The sequence below is a fragment of the Burkholderia sp. Bmkn7 genome, from assembly GCF_041103175.1.
GTDB lineage: Bacteria > Pseudomonadota > Gammaproteobacteria > Burkholderiales > Burkholderiaceae > Burkholderia > Burkholderia cepacia.
On the sequence record NZ_JBGCUH010000002.1, the window covers coordinates 2048640 to 2068829 of the forward strand.

At 67.5% G+C, this 20190-nt stretch carries 20 protein-coding genes; 12 read left to right on the top strand and 8 right to left on the bottom strand.

What is annotated here, in order from left to right; genetic code table 11:
* The first annotated feature begins 36 nt into the window (after positions 1 to 36).
* Positions 37 to 1359 carry a TIGR00366 family protein gene (locus AB3K92_RS15095; protein WP_027791531.1) on the top strand — a complete coding sequence of 441 codons (1323 nt, stop codon included), beginning with the start codon at positions 37 to 39 and terminating at the stop codon, positions 1357 to 1359.
* Between the two features lie 58 nt (positions 1360 to 1417).
* On the opposite strand, the gene AB3K92_RS15100 is transcribed toward AB3K92_RS15095, so the two are convergent.
* The 4 genes from AB3K92_RS15100 to AB3K92_RS15115 form a co-directional block, all read right to left on the bottom strand.
* On the bottom strand, positions 1418 to 2746 hold the full coding sequence (locus tag AB3K92_RS15100) for an MFS transporter (RefSeq protein WP_059591186.1): 1329 nt from the start codon (positions 2744 to 2746) through the stop codon (positions 1418 to 1420).
* 223 nt (positions 2747 to 2969) lie between these two features.
* Positions 2970 to 3902 (bottom strand): 3-keto-5-aminohexanoate cleavage protein, encoded by a 933-nt coding sequence (locus AB3K92_RS15105; RefSeq protein WP_006482842.1) that lies wholly within the window; start codon positions 3900 to 3902, stop codon positions 2970 to 2972.
* 35 nt (positions 3903 to 3937) lie between these two features.
* The gene (locus AB3K92_RS15110; protein WP_059492277.1) at positions 3938 to 4744 is read right to left on the bottom strand and encodes an SDR family oxidoreductase; all 807 of its coding nucleotides are present in this window, start codon (positions 4742 to 4744) and stop codon (positions 3938 to 3940) included.
* A gap of 73 nt (positions 4745 to 4817) precedes the next feature.
* Positions 4818 to 5528: a GntR family transcriptional regulator gene (locus AB3K92_RS15115; protein WP_059732684.1), complete on the bottom strand. Its 711-nt coding sequence runs from the start codon at positions 5526 to 5528 to the stop codon at positions 4818 to 4820.
* A gap of 116 nt (positions 5529 to 5644) precedes the next feature.
* Between AB3K92_RS15115 and AB3K92_RS15120 the strand changes: the two genes are divergently transcribed.
* The gene (locus AB3K92_RS15120) at positions 5645 to 5827 is read left to right on the top strand and encodes a hypothetical protein (RefSeq protein WP_059552290.1); all 183 of its coding nucleotides are present in this window, start codon (positions 5645 to 5647) and stop codon (positions 5825 to 5827) included.
* A complete protein-coding gene (locus tag AB3K92_RS15125) occupies positions 5824 to 6276 on the top strand; it encodes a type VI secretion system amidase immunity protein Tai4 (RefSeq protein WP_042974858.1) in 453 nt (150 codons plus the stop codon). The genes AB3K92_RS15120 and AB3K92_RS15125 overlap by 4 nt, the downstream gene beginning before the upstream one ends.
* Before the next feature lie 54 nt (positions 6277 to 6330).
* Here the strand turns inward: AB3K92_RS15125 and AB3K92_RS15130 are convergent, their stop codons facing one another.
* The gene (locus tag AB3K92_RS15130) at positions 6331 to 7122 is read right to left on the bottom strand and encodes an IclR family transcriptional regulator (protein ID WP_060125579.1); all 792 of its coding nucleotides are present in this window, start codon (positions 7120 to 7122) and stop codon (positions 6331 to 6333) included.
* 159 nt (positions 7123 to 7281) lie between these two features.
* On the opposite strand from AB3K92_RS15130, the gene AB3K92_RS15135 reads away from it, so the two are divergent.
* The 5 genes from AB3K92_RS15135 to AB3K92_RS15155 all read left to right on the top strand — a co-directional run bounded on the left by AB3K92_RS15135 (position 7282) and on the right by AB3K92_RS15155 (position 11673).
* Positions 7282 to 8058, top strand: a complete 777-nt coding sequence (locus tag AB3K92_RS15135) for an ABC transporter substrate-binding protein (protein WP_021159180.1) — start codon at positions 7282 to 7284, stop codon at positions 8056 to 8058.
* Positions 8059 to 8146: 88 nt separating this feature from the next.
* On the top strand, positions 8147 to 8803 hold the full coding sequence (locus AB3K92_RS15140) for an amino acid ABC transporter permease (protein ID WP_059484955.1): 657 nt from the start codon (positions 8147 to 8149) through the stop codon (positions 8801 to 8803).
* Positions 8800 to 9555, top strand: coding sequence for an amino acid ABC transporter ATP-binding protein (locus AB3K92_RS15145; RefSeq protein WP_369465347.1), 756 nt, complete (start codon positions 8800 to 8802; stop codon positions 9553 to 9555). Before AB3K92_RS15140 ends, AB3K92_RS15145 begins: the two co-directional genes overlap by 4 nt.
* Positions 9552 to 10862, top strand: coding sequence for an NAD(P)/FAD-dependent oxidoreductase (locus AB3K92_RS15150; protein ID WP_369465348.1), 1311 nt, complete (start codon positions 9552 to 9554; stop codon positions 10860 to 10862). The genes AB3K92_RS15145 and AB3K92_RS15150 overlap by 4 nt, the downstream gene beginning before the upstream one ends.
* 79 nt (positions 10863 to 10941) lie before the next feature.
* Entirely contained in the window at positions 10942 to 11673 is a 732-nt protein-coding gene (locus tag AB3K92_RS15155) for a class I SAM-dependent methyltransferase (RefSeq protein ID WP_021159178.1), read from the top strand.
* A 36-nt stretch (positions 11674 to 11709) separates the two neighbouring features.
* Here the strand turns inward: AB3K92_RS15155 and AB3K92_RS15160 are convergent, their stop codons facing one another.
* Together AB3K92_RS15160 and AB3K92_RS15165 are read right to left on the bottom strand one after the other, a co-directional pair.
* Complete coding sequence (locus tag AB3K92_RS15160; protein ID WP_369465349.1) at positions 11710 to 13128, bottom strand: cytochrome-c peroxidase; 1419 nt, start codon at positions 13126 to 13128, stop codon at positions 11710 to 11712.
* A gap of 103 nt (positions 13129 to 13231) precedes the next feature.
* Positions 13232 to 14905: a phospholipase C gene (locus AB3K92_RS15165; RefSeq protein ID WP_369465350.1), complete on the bottom strand. Its 1674-nt coding sequence runs from the start codon at positions 14903 to 14905 to the stop codon at positions 13232 to 13234.
* A gap of 402 nt (positions 14906 to 15307) precedes the next feature.
* Here AB3K92_RS15165 and AB3K92_RS15170 point away from each other — a divergent pair, with 402 nt between their 5' ends.
* Entirely contained in the window at positions 15308 to 16165 is an 858-nt protein-coding gene (locus tag AB3K92_RS15170) for an EamA family transporter (protein ID WP_175888717.1), read from the top strand.
* A gap of 26 nt (positions 16166 to 16191) precedes the next feature.
* On the opposite strand, the gene AB3K92_RS15175 is transcribed toward AB3K92_RS15170, so the two are convergent.
* On the bottom strand, positions 16192 to 16665 hold the full coding sequence (locus tag AB3K92_RS15175; RefSeq protein WP_021159174.1) for an Lrp/AsnC family transcriptional regulator: 474 nt from the start codon (positions 16663 to 16665) through the stop codon (positions 16192 to 16194).
* 319 nt (positions 16666 to 16984) lie between these two features.
* Here AB3K92_RS15175 and AB3K92_RS15180 point away from each other — a divergent pair, with 319 nt between their 5' ends.
* From AB3K92_RS15180 to AB3K92_RS15190, 3 genes are all read left to right on the top strand, one after another.
* Complete coding sequence (locus AB3K92_RS15180) at positions 16985 to 18370, top strand: amino acid permease (RefSeq protein WP_021159173.1); 1386 nt, start codon at positions 16985 to 16987, stop codon at positions 18368 to 18370.
* Positions 18371 to 18415: 45 nt separating this feature from the next.
* Positions 18416 to 19618 (top strand): amino acid aminotransferase, encoded by a 1203-nt coding sequence (locus AB3K92_RS15185; protein ID WP_021159172.1) that lies wholly within the window; start codon positions 18416 to 18418, stop codon positions 19616 to 19618.
* Positions 19619 to 19782: 164 nt separating this feature from the next.
* Positions 19783 to 20181, top strand: coding sequence for a DUF488 domain-containing protein (locus AB3K92_RS15190; RefSeq protein ID WP_059591457.1), 399 nt, complete (start codon positions 19783 to 19785; stop codon positions 20179 to 20181).
* The last annotated feature ends 9 nt before the right edge of the window (positions 20182 to 20190 follow it).

Genomic DNA, 20190 nt, shown 5'->3' on the forward strand with positions numbered 1-20190 from the left:
GCGCGGACGTCCCTATCAGGAAACGAGGAGCTCAAGTTGATCCAGCGCATTTCCCGCTTTTTCACGCAGGTGGTTCACCGCGTGTTGCCCGACCCGTTGATTTTCGCGATCCTGCTGACGATCGTCACGTTCGCGCTCGCGTTCGGCCTCACGCCGAATACGCCCGCGCAACTCACGACGATGTGGGGTTCGGGTTTCTGGAACCTGCTCGCGTTCTCGATGCAGATGGTGATGATTCTCGTCACCGGTCACGCACTCGCGAGTTCGCCGCCCGTGAAGCGCATGCTCGTCGCGCTCGCGAGCACCGCGCGCACGCCGGGGCAGGGCGTGATGCTCGTCGCGTTCGTCGGCGCGCTCGCGTGCGCGATCAACTGGGGCTTCGGCCTCGTGCTCGGCGCGATGCTCGCGCGCGAAGTGGCGCGTCGCGTGGCGGGCAGCGATTACCGGCTGCTCGTCGCGTCCGCGTACATGGGCTTCCTGAGCTGGCACGGCGGATTGTCGGGTTCGGTCCCGCTCGTCGCGGCGACGAAGGGCAACCCGATGGAAAAGACCATCGGGCTGATTCCCGTGTCGCAGACGATTTTCACCGGTTACAACGCGTTCATCACGATCGGCCTGATCGTGATGCTGCCGTTCCTCGCGCGCCTGATGATGCCGAAGCCGGGCGACGTGGTCAGCGTCGATCCGGCGCTGCTGGCCGAACCGCCGAGCGTCGAGCGCCAGCTCGGGCCCGACGCGACGTTCGCGGAGCGGATGGAGGAGAGCCGTGCGTTGTCGGTGTTCGTCGCGGCGCTGTGTGCGGCGTTCCTCGTGCTGAAGTTCGTGCAGAAGGGCTTCGCACTCGACATCGACACCGTGAACCTCGCGTTCCTCGCGGCCGGCATCCTGCTGCACCGTACGCCGATGGCCTATGCGCGCGCGGTGGCCGGCGCGGCGCGCGGCGCGTCGGGGATCATGATCCAGTTCCCGTTCTACGCGGGCATTCAGGCGCTGATGGATCACTCGGGGCTCGCGGGCGTAATCACGAAGTGGTTCGTCGATATCGCGAACGTGCATACGTTCCCGCTGCTCGCGTTCCTGAGTTCGGCCGTGATCAATTTCGCGGTGCCGTCGGGCGGCGGCCACTGGGTCGTGCAGGGCCCGTTCGTGATGCCGGCGGCTCAGGCGCTCGGTGCCGATCTCGGCAAGGCGGCGATGGCGATCGCGTACGGCGAGGCCTGGACCAACATGGCGCAGCCGTTCTGGGCGCTGCCCGCGCTGGCGATTGCCGGGCTCGGGGTGCGCGACATCATGGGGTACTGCGTGACGACGCTGCTGTTCTCGGGTGTCGTGTTCGTCGCGGGGATGTATCTGTTCTGACGGCGTGAGGCGGGCGGGGCGGAGCCCGTCCCACGCCGGTCCGATTCCGGCCTGCCTTTCAGCCGCGCGACCGCACGTCGGCGCGCTCGTGCCCGTGACGCAACGCGAGGCTCGCGAATGCCGCGACGACGAGCGCGGCCGCCAGCAGCGTCAGCCCGTTCTTTGCATTGCCGGTCGCCTGTTCGATCGCGCCGACGACGGTGGGCCCGACGAAGCCGCCGAGCAACCCGCACGTATTCACGAGCCCGAGCCCGCCGGCCAGCGCACTGCCGGCGAGCCGCGACGCCGGAAACGTGAACACGATCGACTGCACGACGAAGAACATCGACGCGGACACGCACACGCAGAGCAGGCCCGCCAACGGTGACGCATGCGCGGCGCCGACCATCCCGGCCGCCATGATCGCGAGCCCCGCGCACAGCATCCGCCGCGAATGACGCGACTCGCGTGCGAAGCGCGGCAGCGTCCCGGCCCCGAGTGCGGCGGCGAGCCAGGGCAGCGACGTCAGCAATCCGACCGCGACCGGCGACAGACGTCCCGACGCGCCGATGATCCCCGGCAGGAAGAAGATCACCGTGTAGATGGTCAACTGGTGGCAGAAGTACACGAAGATCGCGAGCCAGATCTGCGGGTCGCGCAATGCGGCGCCGAACGCGTGGCCGCCGTGCGCGGCGACGCCCGCGTCCTGTTCGGCGGCCAGCTTGCGCTCGAGCGCGCGGCCGGTTTCCGGGGCGAGCCACGGCGCGGCGCTCGGACGGTCCGGCAATCGTGTCCACACGACGAACGCGAGCAGGATCGCCGGAATGCCTTCGACGACGAACAGCCATTGCCAGCCATGGAAACCGAGCGTGCCGTCGAGTTCGATCAGCGCACCGGCCAGCGGCCCGCCGACGATATTCGCAATGCACACGCCGAGCAGGAAATAGCCGGTGGCGCGCGCACGTTCCTCCCGGCCGAACCAGTACGTCAGATACAGCATCACGCCGGGAAACAGGCCGGCTTCGGCCACGCCGAGCAGCAGGCGCATCACATAGAACGACGTCTCGCCGCGGACGAACGCCATCGCGACCGACAGCGCGCCCCACGTGATCATGATCCGCGTGATCCAGAAGCGTGCGCCGACGCGATGCATGATCAGGTTGCTCGGGATCTCGAAGAGCGCGTAGGTGAGAAAGAACAGCCCCGCGCCGAGCCCGTACGCGGCCGATGAGATGCCGAGATCGACGCCCATCGAATGTTTGGCGAACGCGATGTTGGTGCGGTCGAGAAAGCTGATCACATACGCGGCGATCAGCAGCGGCATGAGTTTGCGGAACAGCAGCCGGTTCAGCGACGCGTTCGCGTCGGTCGCGGCGGACGACAGGGCCTGAGCGTGATGAGTGGACATGCGGACGACTCCGGTAAGGGCGAACCGGCGCGCACGGCAAGCACGGCGCGCCGCGTTCGGCAAATGCCGCTGCGAGGCACGCAGCGGATGGGCAGTCGACGGAGCCGCGCCGGCGGCGCTCGAACGGAGCGGGGCGATGAAGGGCGTCCTGGCGCCGGCCGGTTCGTGCCGGCGCCTTGTCACTGCGCTTGCGGATTCTGGTGTTGGGGGGGCGACCCGGCGATCAGAAATTCACCGCGTCGCCGCCCTTGAGCGCGAGCATCGCGCGCGCCTCGGCCGGTGTCGCGATCTCGAGCGACAGGCCTTCGAGCACCTGCCGCATTTTCAGGACTTGCGCGGCGCTCGATTCCGCGAGCTTGCCGGGCGCGATCCACAGCGAATCCTCGAGCCCGACGCGCACGTTCGCGCCTTGCGCGGCGCCGATCGTCGCGAGCGGAATCTGGTTGCGGCCCGCGCCGAGGATCGACCACACGTAATCGCTGCCGAACAGGCGGTCGGCCGTGCGGCGCATGTGCATCAGGTCTTCCGGGTGCGCGCCGATCCCGCCGAGCAGGCCGAACACGCTTTGCACGAAGAACGGCGGTTTCGCGAGCCCGCGATCGACGAAGTGCGCGAGGTTGTACAGATGCGAGATGTCGTAGCACTCGAATTCGAACCGCGTGCCGTTCGCGCCGCAGCGCGTGAGGATCGTCTCGATGTCCGCGAACGTGTTCTTGAACACGAGATCGCGGCTTTTCTCGAGATGTTCGCGCTCCCACGGATGCTTCAGCTCGCGGAAGCGCTCGAGCATCGGGTACAGCCCGAAGTTCATCGAGCCCATGTTCAACGACGCGACCTCGGGCTGGAAATGCAGCGCGGGCTGCAGCCGTTCGTCGACCGTCATGTGCGGGCTGCCGCCCGACGTGAGGTTGATCACCGCATCGGTCTGCGCCTTGATGCGCGGCAGGAACTCGGCGAACACGGCCGGATCCTGGGTCGGCTTGCCGTCGGACGGGTTGCGTGCGTGCAGGTGCAGGATCGCCGCGCCGGCCTGCGCGGCCGCGACTGCGGCGGTTTCGATTTCGTGCGGTGTGACAGGCAGGTACGGCGACATCGACGGCGTATGGATCGCGCCGGTCGGCGCACAGGTGATGATGACTTTGCGAGCGTTTGCCACGGATGGATTCCTTTCGATGAACGATGCAGGACGCGTCAGAGCACTTCGACGTTGCCGCAGACGGAGATCGCCTGCCCGGTGATTCCGTGCCCGCCCGGCGAGCACAGGAACAGCGCGGTCGCGGCGATTTCGGCCGGATCGGTCATGCGCCGCAGCGAGATCTTCTCGAGATAGCGCTGCTCCATGTCGTCGTAGCCGATGCCGAGCTGCTGCGCGCGCGCTTCGATCACGCGGCGCATCCGCGGGCCGCGCACGATGCCGGGCTGGATCGCGTTCACGCGGATGCCGAGCGGCCCGAGTTCGATCGCGAGGCTCTTCACGAGGCCGACCACCGCCCATTTGGTCGCCGCATACGGCGTGCGGAACGCATAACCGAGCCGGCCGGCGACCGACGACAGCGCAATGATCGCGCCGCCGTGTTTCGACTCGCGCAGCAGCGGCACCGCGCGGCGCGCGAACTGGAATTGCGCGTTCAGGTTGATCGCGACGGTTTGTTCCCACTGCACGGGGTCGATTTCGTCGATGCCGCCGGTCGGGCCGGCGATGCCCGCGTTGTTGACCAGCACGTCGAGGCCGCCGAGCCCGGTCGACACGTCGGCGAACACGCGCTCGACGGCGGCCGGGTCGGATACATCGGCCAGCGTCGCGCTGATCGCACCGGCCGCGGCGCGCGGCGGCCGGTCGGCGAGCGCCGAGATCGCGGCCTGCGACGCGTCGCACACGTGGACACGCCCGCCGCATTCGGCGAACGCGTCGGCGATTTCGAGGCCGATGCCCGACGCGCCGCCCGTCACGAGGACGCGCAGGCCGTCATAGGGTTTCAGCAGGTCGGAAGCTGTCATGCCGGGTTGTCTCCATCGTTGGTGTAGTCGGATTGCGGCCGCTCGCGATTCGGCGGGTCGAGGCGGGCGGCGGCTACGGTTTCGCGTTCACGGTCCGCGGTGTCTGTTCGGCCCGCAGCGTCTCGGCGAGATCGTGCGCGGCGCCGCCGATGTCGAGCGCGATGCCGGCCCGCACGCCCGCGCCGTCGCGCCGTTCGAGCGCATCGACGATCGCGCGGTGCGCATCCATCGAGCGCCGCATGTGCGGAATGTCGAGCGCGACCATGTTGAGGAACGGGCCGACGCGCATCCACAGGTTCTCGACGATCGCGAGCGTGTTTTCGCTCGCGCCGTGCGCGTAGATCGCGCTGTGGAACGCGAAATTGCTTTGCAGGTAGGCGCGCGAGCGGCCAGCCTCGACGTGTGCCTGCATCGTCTCGCAGGTCTTGCGCACGGCCGCGATCTGCGCGTCGGTCATCCGGGCGCACGCGCGCTCGGCGATGCAGCCTTCGAGGGCGATCCGCACGTCGCGCAGTTCGTCGAGCATGTCGAGCGTCATCGGCGGGACGACGAGCGCGCGATTCGGGCCGTCGACGAGCGCGCGTTCGGCGCGCAGCCGCGTGAGTGCGGCACGCACTGGCATCGTCGACGAGCCGACTGCCTCGGCGACGCTGCGCAGGCTCAGCGCCTGGCCGGGCGCGAAGCGGCCGCTCATCAGCGCTTCGCGCAGTTGCTGGTAGACCTTGTCGGCCATCGTTTCCTGTTCGATGGCTTTCAGTGCGGGCGGGACGATACGAGGTGCCAAGGCGGGGTTCTCCGAGGTTTGATCTGAGATCTGTGATCACACTTGAGATGTGCGAAGTTTTGACGATCGGTGCGGCGGAGTCAAGATGAACGGGATCGGGGAAAACGAGGGGGTGGGTGGACGAAGCGGCCGGCGGCGACAGTCGGCAATACTTTTCCGCGTCGGGGTTTGATCCGATCCTCGAGGCGCGGCTGGGGATGGCGGTGGAGTCGAGCATCCAGAGCCGCAGCCATGGTCACTTCAACGAACCGGGCGCGCGGTATCGTACCGATCGCGCAAATTTTTGGAGCCTGTCATGAGGGGAGTCCGGATCGCTGCCGCGTTGGCGTGCATCGCGTTTCAACCGGCGATGGTCGTGGCGAAGGACGCCGCACAAGCGGCGCCTGAGGCAGGCTCACGAACTTATTTCCAGAACTTCAAGGACATGGTGCTTGCGGAGTGTCTGGCTACCGCATACAAGCAGGCGCCCGGCGCGAGCAAGGACATCGGTAGCAGCACCAGCGCGTTGCGTGACTGGACCTACTACGACATGGAACGTGCGCCGGATGTCATTCACGCGCTGGTCGCGAAGTATCTGGCCCGTGACTATCGAAATCCGGTTGTCGAATCTGAAGTCAGGGATGTGAAGTTCGACTTCCTGAAGTGCATCGATCTGTATCACGGCAAGGAACTGGACGTTGCAGCGAAGCAACTCGTATCGCGCCCGAACCGTACCTACCGGACCGAGCATTCGCCCAAGCCGCAGTAGCGATCGAACGCCGTTGCGCCATGCAACGGCGTGCCGTGTGCCGTTTCGCCGACGCTACTCAAGCGTCCGAATCGAATTGCTGATCCCGCGCGCACAGTCGATCACCGCCGGCGCGAGCTTGCGGCGCGCGTCGTCGAACGTCCAGCGGCTCGTCGGCGCGACCACGTGCACGGCCGCGACCGGCTGCCCCTGACTGCCGAGCACGGGCGCCGCGATCGACATGTCCCCGATGAACAGTTCTTCCTGGTTGGTCGCGTAGCCTTCCCGCCGCGCGCTGTCGAGCAGTGCGACGAGATCGTCGAGTGCCGTGACCGTGCGCGGCGTATGCGGCGTGCGCGCCATGCCGTCGAGCCGTGCGCGTGCGTCGCCCGGCGGCAACGCGCTCAGGAACGCGCGGCCGCTGCCGGTGCAGTACATCGGGATGCGGCTGCCGATCGGCATGTGGATCGGCACGAACTTGGTCGACACGAAACGCGCGACGTACACCATTTCGTCCTCGTCCGGCTCGGTGAGGTTGGTCGTTTCGCCGGTCAGGTTCGTGAGCTCGGACAGGAACGGATTCGCGACGTCGATCAACGTGTCGGCGGCGAGATAGTTGAAGCCGATCCGCATCACGTGCGGCGTGAGCTGGTAACGCCGCGTGACCGGATGCTTGCGGATGTAGCCGAGCTTCTCGAGCGTATAGACCATCCGCTGCGCGGAGCTTTTCGTCATCCCCGCCGCGTCGGCGACTTCCGCCAGCGTCATCGTGCGTCGTTTCGCGCTGAACGCGCGCAGCACGTTCAGCCCTTTTTCCAGCGACTGGTTGAACAGCAGATCGTTTGCTTGGTCGGGCGACGTTTCCATGGCGAGGAGCGGAATCGATTCGATATCGCATCATAGCGTATCGAATATCGATACGCAAAAATCTATTTGCGATGTTTTTGATTCGTTTTAAGATCAAGCCATCGTCGCAGTGTCGATCAGCGACCGGCCGGCGCCCGGATTATTCGAGAAGGAGTCACCATGGTTCCGTTCATCAAGCGGTTCGGCGCACTGGCCGCCGGTTTCGCCGCCTGTATCGCCCTTTCCACGGCTTCGGCGAGCGCCGTTGCTGCCGAGCCGACGCTGAAGGTCGGCGCGACGGCCACCGGCGTGCCGTTCACATTTCTCGACGTCAAGAGCAATTCGATCCAGGGGATGATGGTCGACGCGATCACGGCGGCCGGGAAGTCGGCCGGGTTTCGCGTCGACGTGCAGCAGACCGTGTTCTCGGCGCTGATCCCGTCGCTCACCACGCAGAAGATCGACATCATCTCGGCCGCGATGCTGAAGACGCCGGCGCGCCAGCAGGTCGTCGATTTCTCCGACACCGTCTACTCGTTCGGCGAAGGCCTGATCGTGAAGGCCGACGACCCGGGCCGCTATACGTCGATGGACGATTTCAAGGACCAGGTGGTCGGCGCGCAGGTCGGCACGGCGTTCGTCGATGCGCTCAACAAGAAGGGCATCTTCAAGGAAGTCCGGACCTACGATTCGATTGCCGACATCATGCGCGACGTCGCGCTCGGGCGCATCAAGGCCGGCTTCGCCGACCAGCCGATCGTCGCGTACCAGATCGAGCACGGCGTCAATCGCCAGGTGCGGCTCGTGCCGGAATACCAGAGCGTCGTGAAGGGGCAGGTGTGCTTCATCGTGCGCAAGGGTGACACTGCGACACTCGAACAGCTCAACGGCGCGATCCGCAAGATGAAGAGCGACGGCACGCTGCAGCAGATCCTGCAGAAGTGGCACATGAGCTGAGCGTCGGCATTCGATTCCCGACCGGCATCGCCCGCGCGTCGCGGGCATTCCCGGCGGCAGGCCGTCCTGCCGTCGCATAGGAGACCTCATGTTTTTTCAGAACGCGATCGATTTCCTGCCGATCCTGCTGAAGGGCGCGGTGGTCACGATCGAGATCACCGCATGCGCGTTCGTGCTCAGCTCGGTGCTCGGGCTGATCCTGGCGCTGCTGAAGGTGTCGCGCAATCGTGCCGTCTCGACGGCCGGCAGCACGATCGTCAACGTGATCCGCGGGCTGCCGATCATCGTGCAGCTGTTTTACATGTACTTCGTGCTGCCTGATCTCGGCGTGCAACTGTCGGCGTTCCAGGCCGGCGTGCTCGGCCTCGGCATCGCGTATTCGGCGTATCAGGCGGAGAACTTCCGCGCGGGGATCGAGGCGATCGACCACGGCCAGATCGAAGCCGCGCACGCGATCGGCATGCGCGGCCCGATGATCATGCGGCGCGTGGTGCTGCCGCAGGCGTTCCGCATCGCGCTGCCGCCGTACGGCAACACGCTGGTGATGCTGCTGAAGGATTCGTCGGTCGCGTCGACGATCACGGTCGCCGAGATCACGCGCGCCGGCCAGCTGATCGCGTCGTCGACGTTCCAGAACATGAGCGTCTACACGCTCGTCGCGCTCTTGTATCTCGCGCTCGGCCTGCCGCTGATGTTCGGCGTGAACCGGCTCGGCAAGCGGCTCGCACTGAGGAGAGGCGCATGATCCGGATCGATTCCATCCATAAGCGGTTTCAGCAGCACGCGGTGCTGAAGGGCGTGAGCCTCGACGTGCAGCAGGGGGAAGTCGTGTGCCTGATCGGGCCGTCCGGTTCCGGGAAGTCGACCGTGCTGCGCTGTATCAACGGCTTCGAGACCTACGACGAAGGGTCGATCACGATCGACGGCGTGAAGGTCGACGCGCATTCGAAGCGGATCCACGAACTGCGGATGCGGGTCGGCATGGTGTTCCAGCGCTTCAACCTGTTCGCGCACCGCACGGCGCTCGAGAACGTGATGGAAGGGCCCGTCCACGTGCGGCGCATGCCGGCCGCGCAGGCGCGCGAGCAGGCCCGCGCGCTGCTCGACAAGGTCGGGCTTTCGCACCGGATGAATGCGTATCCGTCGGAGCTGTCGGGCGGGCAGCAGCAGCGCGTCGCGATCGCACGCGCGCTTGCGATGGAGCCGCAGGCCATCCTGTTCGACGAGCCGACATCGGCGCTCGACCCCGAACTCGTCGGCGAAGTGCTCGGCGTGATGCGCGGGCTCGCCCGCGACGGGATGACCATGGTGGTCGTCACGCACGAAATGGGATTCGCACGCGAGGTGGCCGATCGCGTGTGCTTCCTGCACGACGGCACGATCTGCGAAAGCGGACCGGCGCGCGACGTGCTCACGCAGCCGACCCATCCCCGCACGCAGGAATTCCTGCGCCGCCTGCTGGCGTCGGACGGCGCCGACCACCCGGATCGATCATGAGCGCAACGAACGCGGCACCCGGATGGCCCGACGCGCAGTGGCCGGATTCGCTGTGGGCGGCAACCGCCGCGCCGGCGCCCGATACGCCCGCGCTCGACGCGTCCGTGTCGTGCGATGTGGCGATCGTCGGCGCGGGTTTCACGGGCCTGTCGACCGCACTTCATCTGGCCGAACGCGGCGTCAACGTCCGCGTGATCGACGGCGCGCAGCCGGGCTGGGGCGCATCGGGCCGCAACGGCGGGCAGGTGATTCCCGGGCTGAAATACGACCCCGACGAACTGGTCCGACGGTTCGGCGACGACGCCGGCGAACAGCTTGCCGGCATCGTCGGCGGCGCGGCCGACACGGTATTCGACCTGATCGCGCGACACGCGATCGACTGCGATGCGCGACGCCACGGCTGGATCCAGCCGGCGCCGACCGCCGCGATGCTCGATACGGTCGCGCGCCGTGCGCAGCAATGGGCCGCGCGCGGCGCGCCGGTCGACGTGCTTGGCCGCGACGAAGTCGCGCGTCGGCTTGGTACGCGGGCGTATGCGGGCGGCTGGATCGATCGCCGCGCCGGCAGCGTGCAGCCGCTCAGCTATACGCGCGGCCTCGTGCGCGCGGCGCAGGCGAGCGGGGCGGTCGTGCATGGGTCGACCCGCGCCGTCGGGCTGACGCGCGCCGACGGCCGCTGGCAGGTTGCGACGGCCGGCGGCGCGACGGTGTCGGCGGACCGCGTGGTGATCGCGACCAACGGCTATACCGACGGGCTGTGGCCCGGCTTGCGCCAGTCGGTGATCGCCGCGAACAGCTTCATCGTCGCGACGGAACCGCTCGCGCCGGAACTCGGTCGCGACATCCTCGCCGGCGGCGAGGTCGCATCGGACGCACGGCGCCTGCTGCTGTACTTCCGGCGCGATGCGGCCGGGCGCCTGCTGATGGGCGGCCGCGGCCCGTTCGCCGACCCGCGCGCGCCGAGCGACTGGCGCCACCTCGAACGCGCGACGACGCTGCTGTATCCGCAACTGAAGGGCGTCCGGTTCGAATACCGCTGGGCGGGGCGCGTCGCGATCACCGCGGATTTCCTGCCGCACGTGCACGAGCCCGCGCCGGGCGTGACGATCGCGCTCGGCTACAACGGCCGCGGCATCGCGATGGCGACGACGCTCGGCAAGCACCTGGCCGCGCATCTGTCGGGCGATGCGCAACTGCCGCTGCCGTTCCGGGTCACGCCGATCCGCCCGATCCCGTTGCACGGGTTGCAGCGCTTCTATATCGCGGCCGGAGTCGCGTGGTATCGGTTGCTCGACAGCCTGTCCTGACGCCGGCGCGAGGGCAGGTCGCCAGCCACCGTCGGATCGGGCAGAATCGGCCTGCCCAGTCTCCACCGACGGATGCCGCATGACCGACCCGAACGAACCGTCCGCCCGCCGCGTGTACGCGAGCTTCGCGCAACGCTACGCGGACATCGCGCCGACCAAGGCGCACAACGCGCTGTACGAACGGCCGGCCGCGATGGCGCTGCTGGGCGACGTCGACGGCCTGACGGTGCTCGACGCCGGCTGCGGGCCCGGCATCTGCAGCGAGCACCTCGCGCGCCACGGTGCGACCGTGCACGCGTTCGACATCACGCCCGAGATGGTTGCGCTCGCGAAGGCGCGTTGCGCGGGGCTCGCGGTCGACGTCGCGGAAGGCGATCTCGCGGCGCCGCTCGACTGGCTGCCCGACCACGCTTTCGACAAGATCCTGTGCTCGCTCGCGTTCGACTACGTGCGCGATCTGACGCCGACGCTGCGCGAATTCAGACGCGTCGCGCGGCCGGGCGCGACGCTGGTGTTCTCGATGGCGCATCCGATGCGCGACTGGATGGACGAGCGCACGCGCGGGGACGGCACGTACTTCGATACGAGCCGTTTCGGCTTCCATTGGTCGGGCTTCGGCGAACCGAAACCCTACGTCGAAGCCTGGCGCCGGCCGCTCGCCGACATCCTGAATGCGCTCGCCGACGCCGGCTGGCATCTCGACCGTTTCGTCGAACCGACACCGCTACCCGAGATGAAAGCCGTATCGGAGCGGCTCCATGCGGAACTGTCGCTGGCGCCGGCCTTCCTGTGCATCCGTGCGCGCCGCTGACGAACACGGCGCGCACGGCAACCGATAGCCGGCCCCTCAGCGCGCCGGCTCGTCGTTCAGCGTGCCCAGAAACGCTTCGATGTCCTTGATGTCCTGCGCCGTCATCGCGGGCTTGTCGCCCGGCTTGCGATCGAACGGCGCATCGGTCACGTCGACGTTCGCGCGGTATTTCGGCGGAATGTCGTCGTACTCGTCGACCTTGCCGTCCGCGCCGCGCGAATAGAACTTCTGCGGCGAGATGCTGCGCTCGTTGTAGAACGCCATCACCTGGTCGAGCGTGTGGAACACGCCGTTGTGGAAGAACACATGGCGCGTCGCCGCGTTGCGCAGCGTCGGCGTGAGGAACATCCCGCAATACTGCGTCTGGTCCTTCAGGTCGTCGCGGAACGGCCCGCATACGCCGAGATCGTAGAACGCCGGGTTGCGGTTCTGCGCGAGTTGCCGGTTGCGCGGCGCGCCGAGCGCCTCGTACTGGTAATCGGTAAACATCGGCGGCAACCCGTCCTTGCCGGGCTTCGACAGGTGGCAGCCCGCGCAATTCGCCTTGTCCGGGTCGTTGAACAGGCGCAGCCCGCGCAGTTCGGCCTGCGAGAGACGCGCGCGGCCTTCGAGCCAGCGATCGTACTTGCTGTTGTACGGGTGGAACGACGGATCCTCCACCTGATAGCGCGCGATCGCGAACATCGCTTCCGACACCGCGAGCTGCGGGCTGTCGAACACGCGCGCGCCGAACAGTTTCTCGAACTGCGCGCGGTGCGACGACTGCGCGAGCTTGCGCGCGACGTCGTCGACGCTCGCGTTCGCCATCTCGACCGGATTCAGCAGCGGGCCGAACGCCTGCTGCTGCAGCGTATCGGCGCGGCCGTCCCAGAACATCCCGCCCTGCGGCACGAGCTGCGGCGCGGCCGACGCGCCGGCCACCTTCTGCGCCTTCACCACGCCGGCGGCCGAAGCGGCCTGCTGCGCGACGCTCGGTGCGGCGTCGTTTTCACCGGCGTCGGGGCCGATGCTGAAGTTCGGCTGGCGGTACAGGTACATCAATGACGGCGGCGGGCGATACCCCTGCTGCGTCATCGCGAGGCCGCCCGGCTGCACGTCGAGCGCGTTCGGCGGGCCGTACGCATGATCGGGGCTGTGGCACGACGCGCACGACTGCTTGCCCGACGCGGACAGCGACGGATCGGCGAACAACGAGCGCCCGAGCTGCGCGACCGCCGACAGCGGCTGCGCGGCGGGCCGCTGCAGCACGACCGGATGCGGGTTCGCACCCGTCCAGTCGGCGACGACGGTGCCGATCGCCGCCGGTACCTGCGCGGGAAACGCGATCGCGAACGCGCCGTAGCCGAGCACGGCGGCGCCGATCACGAACGCCGCGCGGCGCAGCAGGCGGGAAGGGGCGCGCGGCGCGGAGGTGCCGGAGGCGTCGGGAGACGGGAACGCGGGGCGAGCTGTCATGCTGTCGGTCGGAAATCGGGCGCCGCGCGAAGCGGCGCGTTGAACGGAACAAACGGAAACGGCCGGCGCGTGAGGCGCCGGCCATGCGGTCATGCAATACCGGTCAGATTGCCGGTGCCGCGCTCAATGCGGTGCCGAGCGTCGGGTCGAGATACAGCGGCGTCGTGTTCGGCTTCGACGTGAAGTCGAACAGCGCGCGCAGGTCGCCGGCCGTTGCATCGAACGAACCGCCGCCGATGCGCTGGCCGCCGAGCCAGTTGTCCTCGATGAAGCGCACGACGGACGACTGATCGAGCATCGTGTGGTCGACGTAGTTCTGCTTCGCGTACGGCGAGATCACGATCAGCGGAATGCGCACGCCCGGGCCGCAGCGGCCGTTCACGGTCGCGCCGTTCACGCCGGTGGTGCCGCCCGTGCCGCACTTGCCGTTGCCGTTGACCTGGTCGACCGGGTCGGACGACGCGTGGGTCGGCGCCGTGTACACGTGGTCGTACCAGCCGTCCGAGTCGTCATAGGTGACGATCACGGCCGTGTTCTGCCAGTCCGGCTGCTGCTGCAGGAAGTTGACGACCTTCGTCACGAACGCCTGCTCGTCGAGCGGATCCGAATAGCCTGCGTGCGCATCCTGTGCGGCCGGGGCCTTCAGGTAGCTGACCGACGGGAAGTTGCCGGCCTTCACGGCGGCGAAGAAGTCGTCCGTGTCGTACTGGTGGTTCGCGGGTTCGGCGGTCTTGCCGTCGGCCTGGAAGCTCGAGCCGATTGCCGCGACCGAGCTCGGGCGCGTGTGTTGCGGGTTCGCGGTCGACGCGTAGTACTGGAACCAGTTGTGGTGCGGGATGTAGTCGGCCGTCGCGGCGTTCACGGCGGTGGCGACCGTGCTGCGCGCGCAGCCCGTCGTGCCGTTACCGTTCGTCGTCGACAGGTTGAAGCCGCCCATGAAGCCGCCCCACGTGATCTTCGCGGCGTTCAGCAGGTCGCCGATGTTCTTGCCCGTCATCATCGCCTGGTCGGTCGTGCTCGAGCACACGTCGAAGCCCGGGTCGACGTCGTTGATCATCGTGAGGCCGCCCTGGCCGTCATTGATGTAGTAGGACGAGGCTGCGAGCGTCGAAGGCTGCTTCGACGTCTTCACGATCTGCATCCCGTTGGTCTGGCCCGACACGACGTTCAGCGCGCCCGGCGTCGACGGCCCATAGACCGTCGTGTATGTGTTGTCGCTCATCGCGAAGCGCTGCGCGTAGTTCCACAGTGCGGTCACGGTGTTGCCGTCGAAGTAGCCCATCACCTGGCCCTTCGTGCCGAACGCGCCGGCGCCGCCGGACGAGCCCTTGCCGGTGTATTTCGGGAACAGGTCGGCGAGGCCGTTGTCCTCGGCCTGCTGTTCGGCCGTGTACGCGTGGTTCTGGTCGGCGGTCGCGGCCTGCGTGCGATCGAGGCGGAACGGGTTCGCCGCGTCGGTGCCGTTGGCCGTGTTCGTGAAGTTCGGGTTCGCGGTCAGCAGCGTGCCCGTCAGGCCGTTCGGCGTCGGCGTGCCGGCTTTCGCGGTGAACGCCGGTTCGCCCGACGGGTTCGTCGCGTTCGGGTAGGTGCCGAAGTAGTGGTCGAACGAGATGTTTTCGCCATAGATCACGACGACGTGCTTGATCGGCGTGGCGGTCTGCAGCGCATCCTGTGTCGACACGGCAGGCGTCGACGTGGGATCGTCGCTGCCGCCGCAGGCGAACAGCGCCAGCGCCGCGGCTGCGCAGGCGGTGACGAGCAAGGCTTGACGGAACATCGGGAAACTCCAGGTAAGGTCTTCGATGGTGGAGAGCGGCTTCGTCGCCGTGTCGGTTCGGCGCGGAGCTCGTGAGAGAGCACGCGCATTGGAACAGCCGCGTATGAAGATATGGGGACGGAGTGGTTTCGCGCCGATTGCGCTGCGGTATCGATTTCATTACGCCGGGACGCAAGGCGAAAGAGAACGGAAAGGGGCAGACCGCCTGCCACCTTTGCGTCACATTCCGCGGCGGGCGGGGCGATTGCCGCGGATGCCGCGCCGGGCGGACGAAAGGGCATCGCTGCCCGGTTCGCGCAACGTGCTGCATCGCGCAAGCTTTTTGACAATCGGATGACGTATTCATACGATGAACGCTCTGCGGCGACGATTTCGCGTGGCCGACCGTCAGCGAGTGCTCTCGTGCCGATCCCCGTCCTGTTTGCCGTTCTGTGTGCCGCATTCCTGCATGCGTCATGGAACGCGCTCGTCCGCAGCAGCGGCGACCGGCTGCGCTCGGCCACCGTGCTGCAGATCGCGATCGGGCTGTTTGCGCTGCTGTTCCTGCCGGCAGCGGCGCCGATCACGCCCGCGAGCTGGCTCTGCGTCGTCGCATCGGCGGTGATCCACGTCGTCTATACGTTGCTGCTGGTGCGTGCGTACGAGCACGGCGACCTGACCGTCGCGTATCCGGTCGCGCGCGGCACCGCGCCGCTGCTCGTCACGCTCGGCGCGGCGGCGTTTGCGGGCGAGCACCTGAATGCCGGCGCGCAATGCGGGCTCGTGCTGATCTGCGCGGGCATCCTGGCGATCGGCCTGGAGCGCGGGCGCGACGCGAAGCACCGGATGATGCAGGTCCTGCCGACCGCGTTCGCGACCGGCGTGTCGATCGCGGCGTACAGTGTGGTCGACGGAATCGGCGTGCGGGAAAGCGGCAACACGGTCGGCTATACCGCGTGGATGTTCGTGCTGACGGGCGCGATGATGGCCGCGTACTACCGGCTGCGGGCGGGGCCGTTACGGCTGACGCAGGATGTCGGCGAGACGGCGAAGGCCGCGTGCGGCGGCGTGTTCGCGGCGCTCGCGTACGGCATCGTGATCTGGGCGATGGATCGCGCGCCGATGGGGCCGGTGTCGGCGTTGCGGGAAACGAGCGTGGTGTTCGCGGCGCTGATCGCGCGCGTGTATCTCGGCGAGCGGCTGACGCCGCGCCGGGCGGCCGGTTGCCTGGTGATCGCGGCGGGGGCGTTGCTGATCAGTGCGTTCGAGGCGGTGAGGTAAGCGGGCCGCGCGTGCGGCCCGGTGCGTCAGCCTTCCACCGGCATCGCGCTCGTGCACTTGATCTCGTCGAGGCACACGCTCGAATGCACGCCGCTCACGCCGGGAATGCGCATCAGCGTCTCGAGCAGGAACGTGGACAGCCCCTTCAGGTCGCGTGCGACGACCTTCAGCACGTAGTCGATATCGCCCGTCACCGAAAAACACTCCTGGATCTGCGCGAGATCGGACACCAGTTTCTGGAACTTCGACAGGTCGCGGATATGCCCGCGCTCCATCGTCACGTGCACGAAGGCGGTGACGCCAAAACCGAGCGTGTCGGGGCACAGCCGGGTTTCGTAGCGGCGGATCGCGCCGATTTCCTCCAGCCGCCGGTGGCGGCGCAGTGTCTGAGCGGGCGACAGGCCGACCGCCTTCGCCAGATCGAGGTTCGACGCGCGGCCGTTCTCCTGCAGGATCGCAAGCAAGTGCCGATCGAGGCGATCCAGAACCGGTTCATGCATTTTTATTTCCTCATCCGTCTCCTGGATGCAATCTTATCTCATAATGTAGGGTTTGCATGAACGGGTTACGAAACCCGATTTCGCCGTCGCGACGCTAAACTGACGCCGGATTTTCGTGTGCGATCGCAGCAAGGCGGGCGCGGCGACGGTCGGCGGCCGGTGTGGCGGGGACGCCGACGCGAATCGGGCGCCGCCACGCGAAGATTGCAGTCCCCAACCCGGTGGCTCCACGAACGGCCCCGGCACAGCAAAACAGCGCCCGGCACACCGAGGCGCACCGCACCCCGCTTCAGGCGGAGGCGGACAGAGTGGAGAAGACATGGTTTCTGGAAACGAGAGCGACGGCCTGAAGCGCGGGCTGAAGAACCGGCACATCCAGCTGATTGCGCTCGGCGGCGCGCTCGGCACGGGGCTGTTCCTCGGCATCGCGCAGACGATCAAGATGGCCGGCCCGTCCGTGCTGCTCGGCTACGCGGTGGCCGGCATCGTCGCGTTCTTCATCATGCGCCAGCTCGGCGAGATGGTCGTCGACGAGCCCGTCGCCGGCTCGTTCAGCTACTTCGCCAACAAGTACGTCGGCCACTTCACCGGCTTCCTGTCGGGCTGGAACTACTGGGTGCTGTACATCCTCGTCAGCATGGCCGAGCTGTCGGCCGTCGGGATCTACGTGCAGTACTGGTGGCCCGGCGTGCCGACCTGGGTGTCGGCGCTGGTGTTCTTCGTCGCGATCAACCTGCTCAACCTGGCGAGCGTGAAGTCGTACGGCGAGACGGAATTCTGGTTCTCGATCATCAAGGTCGCCGCGATCGTCGGCATGATCGGCTTCGGCGGCTGGCTGCTCGCGAGCGGCCATGCCGGGCCGGAGGCGAGCGTCCGGAACCTGTGGCAGCACGGCGGCTTCTTCCCGAACGGCGTGTCGGGGCTCGTGATGTCGATGGCCGCGATCATGTTCTCGTTCGGCGGGCTGGAGCTGATCGGCATCACCGCGGCCGAGGCCGACGATCCGAAGCGCAGCATTCCGCGCGCGACCAACCAGGTGATCTACCGCATCCTGATTTTCTACATCGGCGCGCTCGCCGTGCTGCTGTCGCTGTATCCGTGGGAAAAGGTCGTCACCGGCGGCAGCCCGTTCGTGCTGATCTTCCATGCGCTGAGCAGCAACCTGGTGGCCAACGTGCTGAACGTGGTCGTGCTGACGGCCGCGCTGTCGGTCTACAACAGCGGCGTGTACAGCAACAGCCGGATGCTGTTCGGCCTCGCGCAGCAGGGCAATGCGCCGAAGGTGCTGTGCTCGGTGAACAAGCGCGGCATCCCGCTCGCCGCGCTCGGCGCGTCGGCGCTCGCGACCGGTGTCTGCGTGCTGGTCAACTACTTCATGCCGGGCAAGGCGTTCGAGGTGCTGATGGGCCTCGTCGTGTCGGCACTGATCATCAACTGGGCGATGATCACGCTGATCCACCTGAAGTTCCGCCAGGCGAAGCGTGCGGCCCGGGAGGAGACTTCCTTCCGCAGTCTGGGCTATCCTTTCACGAATTACCTGTGCCTGGCATTCATGGCCGGCATTCTCGTCGTGATGTACCTGACGCCGGATCTCCGCCTGTCGGTGTACCTGATCCCGGTATGGCTCGCGGTGCTCGCCGTCGGGTATCGCTTCCGTCAGAAGAATGCAGGCTATGCGGTGCACGACGGCGCATCCGCACGCTGACGCAGGCCGGCCCGATCATTCTTCCAAACGAGACAGACTCAAGCCATGTTCGAACACATCGACGCGTACCCGGGCGACCCGATCCTGACGCTCAACGAGAACTTCCAGAAAGATCCGCGTGACCAGAAGGTCAACCTGAGCATCGGCATCTACTTCGACGCCGAAGGCCGGATTCCGGTGATGGGCGCCGTGCGCGAAGCCGAAACCGCGCTGCAGCGCGACCTCGGCGCGAAGCCGTACCTGCCGATGGTCGGCCTCGCCGCGTATCGCGACGCCGTGCAGGCGCTCGTGTTCGGCGCCGATCACCCGGCCCGCGCGGCCGGCCGCATCGCGACGCTGCAGACGCTCGGCGGCTCCGGCGCACTGAAGGTGGGCGCCGATTTCCTGAAGCGCTATTTCCCGGATTCGCAGGTGTGGCTCAGCGATCCGAGCTGGGAAAACCACCGCTTCATCTTCGAGCGCGCCGGCTTCACGGTGAACACGTATCCGTACTACGACGAGGCGACGGGCGGCCTGAAGTTCGACGCGATGCTCGCGGCGATCGACGCGCTGCCGGCGCGCAGCATCGTGCTGCTGCACGCGTGCTGCCATAACCCGACCGGCGTCGACCTCGACGAAGGCCAGTGGGAGAAGCTGATCGACGTGATCGAGGCGCGCGGGCTGCTGCCGTTCGTCGACATGGCCTACCAGGGCTTCGGCGCGGGCCTCGACGCGGACGCGTTCGCGGTGCGCGAACTCGCCCGCCGCGGCGTGCCGGCGCTGGTCGCGAACTCGTTCTCGAAGAACTTCTCGCTGTACGGCGAGCGCGTGGGCGGCCTGAGCGTCGTCTGCGAGGATGCCGCGGCGGCCGACCGCGTGCTCGGCCAGCTGGCCGGCGCCGTGCGCTCGAACTACAGCAACCCGCAGACCTACGGCGCGAAGGTCGTGGCCGCCGTGCTCGGCACGCCGGCGCTGCGCAAGCAGTGGGAAGAGGAACTGGCGGCGATGTGCCGCCGCATCGCGCGGATGCGCCAGTCGATCCATGACGGCCTGCGCGACCATGTCAGCGGCGAGGCACTGACGCGCTACGTGAAGCAGCGCGGGATGTTCACGTACACGGGCCTGACCGAATCGCAGGTCGACGCGCTGCGCGAAGTGCATGGCGTGTACATCCTGCGTTCGGGCCGGATGTGCGTCGCGGGCCTGAACGACTCGAACGTCGCCATCGTGGCCGATGCGATCGGCAAGGTGCTGAAGAGCGGCGTCTGATCGCGGCGCGCCCCGGCGCGCCGCGCGGCTGGCCGAACCGGCTGTCTCCCGCAAGGGGGCAGCCGGTTTTTCGTTGTGCGGCCGCAATGTCCGCCACCCGGCTGACGCGGGCGCAGGCGCGGCGGTACGATCACGCAATCGGACGCAACACGAACAGGAGCGACATGGGCATCCGGATCATCCAGCTCGGCTCGCCGCGCGCGGCCGGCGAGGGCCTGCGGATCGGCACGGTGCGGCGGCCGCCGCGCGGCGTGCCGAAGGCGGAATTCGCGTCGCGCAACTACTATGATGTATGGCTGCCGACGTTGTCGCCGAGCCCGGAACTCGTCGCGCAGGCGCAGGCCGCCGAATCGGACGCCGAATGGAATGCGTTCCGGCGTCACTTCCGCGCGGAGATGGCGCATGGCGATGCGCCGAAGGTGCTCGACCTGCTGGCGGCCCTGTCGGCGACCACCGCGTTCTCGATCGGCTGCTATTGCGACGACGAACGCCATTGCCACCGCAGCGTGCTGCGCGAACTGCTCGCGGAACGCGGCGCGACGATCGAGCCCGACGCGGGTTGAGCGTCGGTT

Excerpts from the sequence above, each read along its gene's own strand:
- AB3K92_RS15100 (WP_059591186.1), bottom strand. The coding sequence starts at position 2,746 with ATGTCCACTCATCACGCTCAGGCCCTGTCGTCCGCCGCGACCGACGCG.
- AB3K92_RS15190 (WP_059591457.1), top strand. The coding sequence starts at position 19,783 with ATGGGCATCCGGATCATCCAGCTCGGCTCGCCGCGCGCGGCCGGCGAG.
- AB3K92_RS15125 (WP_042974858.1), top strand. The coding sequence starts at position 5,824 with ATGAGGGGAGTCCGGATCGCTGCCGCGTTGGCGTGCATCGCGTTTCAA.
- AB3K92_RS15165 (WP_369465350.1), bottom strand. The coding sequence starts at position 14,905 with ATGTTCCGTCAAGCCTTGCTCGTCACCGCCTGCGCAGCCGCGGCGCTG.
- AB3K92_RS15145 (WP_369465347.1), top strand. The coding sequence starts at position 8,800 with ATGATCCGGATCGATTCCATCCATAAGCGGTTTCAGCAGCACGCGGTG.
- AB3K92_RS15160 (WP_369465349.1), bottom strand. The coding sequence starts at position 13,128 with ATGACAGCTCGCCCCGCGTTCCCGTCTCCCGACGCCTCCGGCACCTCC.
- AB3K92_RS15175 (WP_021159174.1), bottom strand. The coding sequence starts at position 16,665 with ATGCATGAACCGGTTCTGGATCGCCTCGATCGGCACTTGCTTGCGATC.
- AB3K92_RS15110 (WP_059492277.1), bottom strand. The coding sequence starts at position 4,744 with ATGACAGCTTCCGACCTGCTGAAACCCTATGACGGCCTGCGCGTCCTC.
- AB3K92_RS15155 (WP_021159178.1), top strand. The coding sequence starts at position 10,942 with ATGACCGACCCGAACGAACCGTCCGCCCGCCGCGTGTACGCGAGCTTC.
- AB3K92_RS15130 (WP_060125579.1), bottom strand. The coding sequence starts at position 7,122 with ATGGAAACGTCGCCCGACCAAGCAAACGATCTGCTGTTCAACCAGTCG.
- AB3K92_RS15150 (WP_369465348.1), top strand. The coding sequence starts at position 9,552 with ATGAGCGCAACGAACGCGGCACCCGGATGGCCCGACGCGCAGTGGCCG.
- AB3K92_RS15135 (WP_021159180.1), top strand. The coding sequence starts at position 7,282 with ATGGTTCCGTTCATCAAGCGGTTCGGCGCACTGGCCGCCGGTTTCGCC.
- AB3K92_RS15140 (WP_059484955.1), top strand. The coding sequence starts at position 8,147 with ATGTTTTTTCAGAACGCGATCGATTTCCTGCCGATCCTGCTGAAGGGC.
- AB3K92_RS15185 (WP_021159172.1), top strand. The coding sequence starts at position 18,416 with ATGTTCGAACACATCGACGCGTACCCGGGCGACCCGATCCTGACGCTC.
- AB3K92_RS15180 (WP_021159173.1), top strand. The coding sequence starts at position 16,985 with ATGGTTTCTGGAAACGAGAGCGACGGCCTGAAGCGCGGGCTGAAGAAC.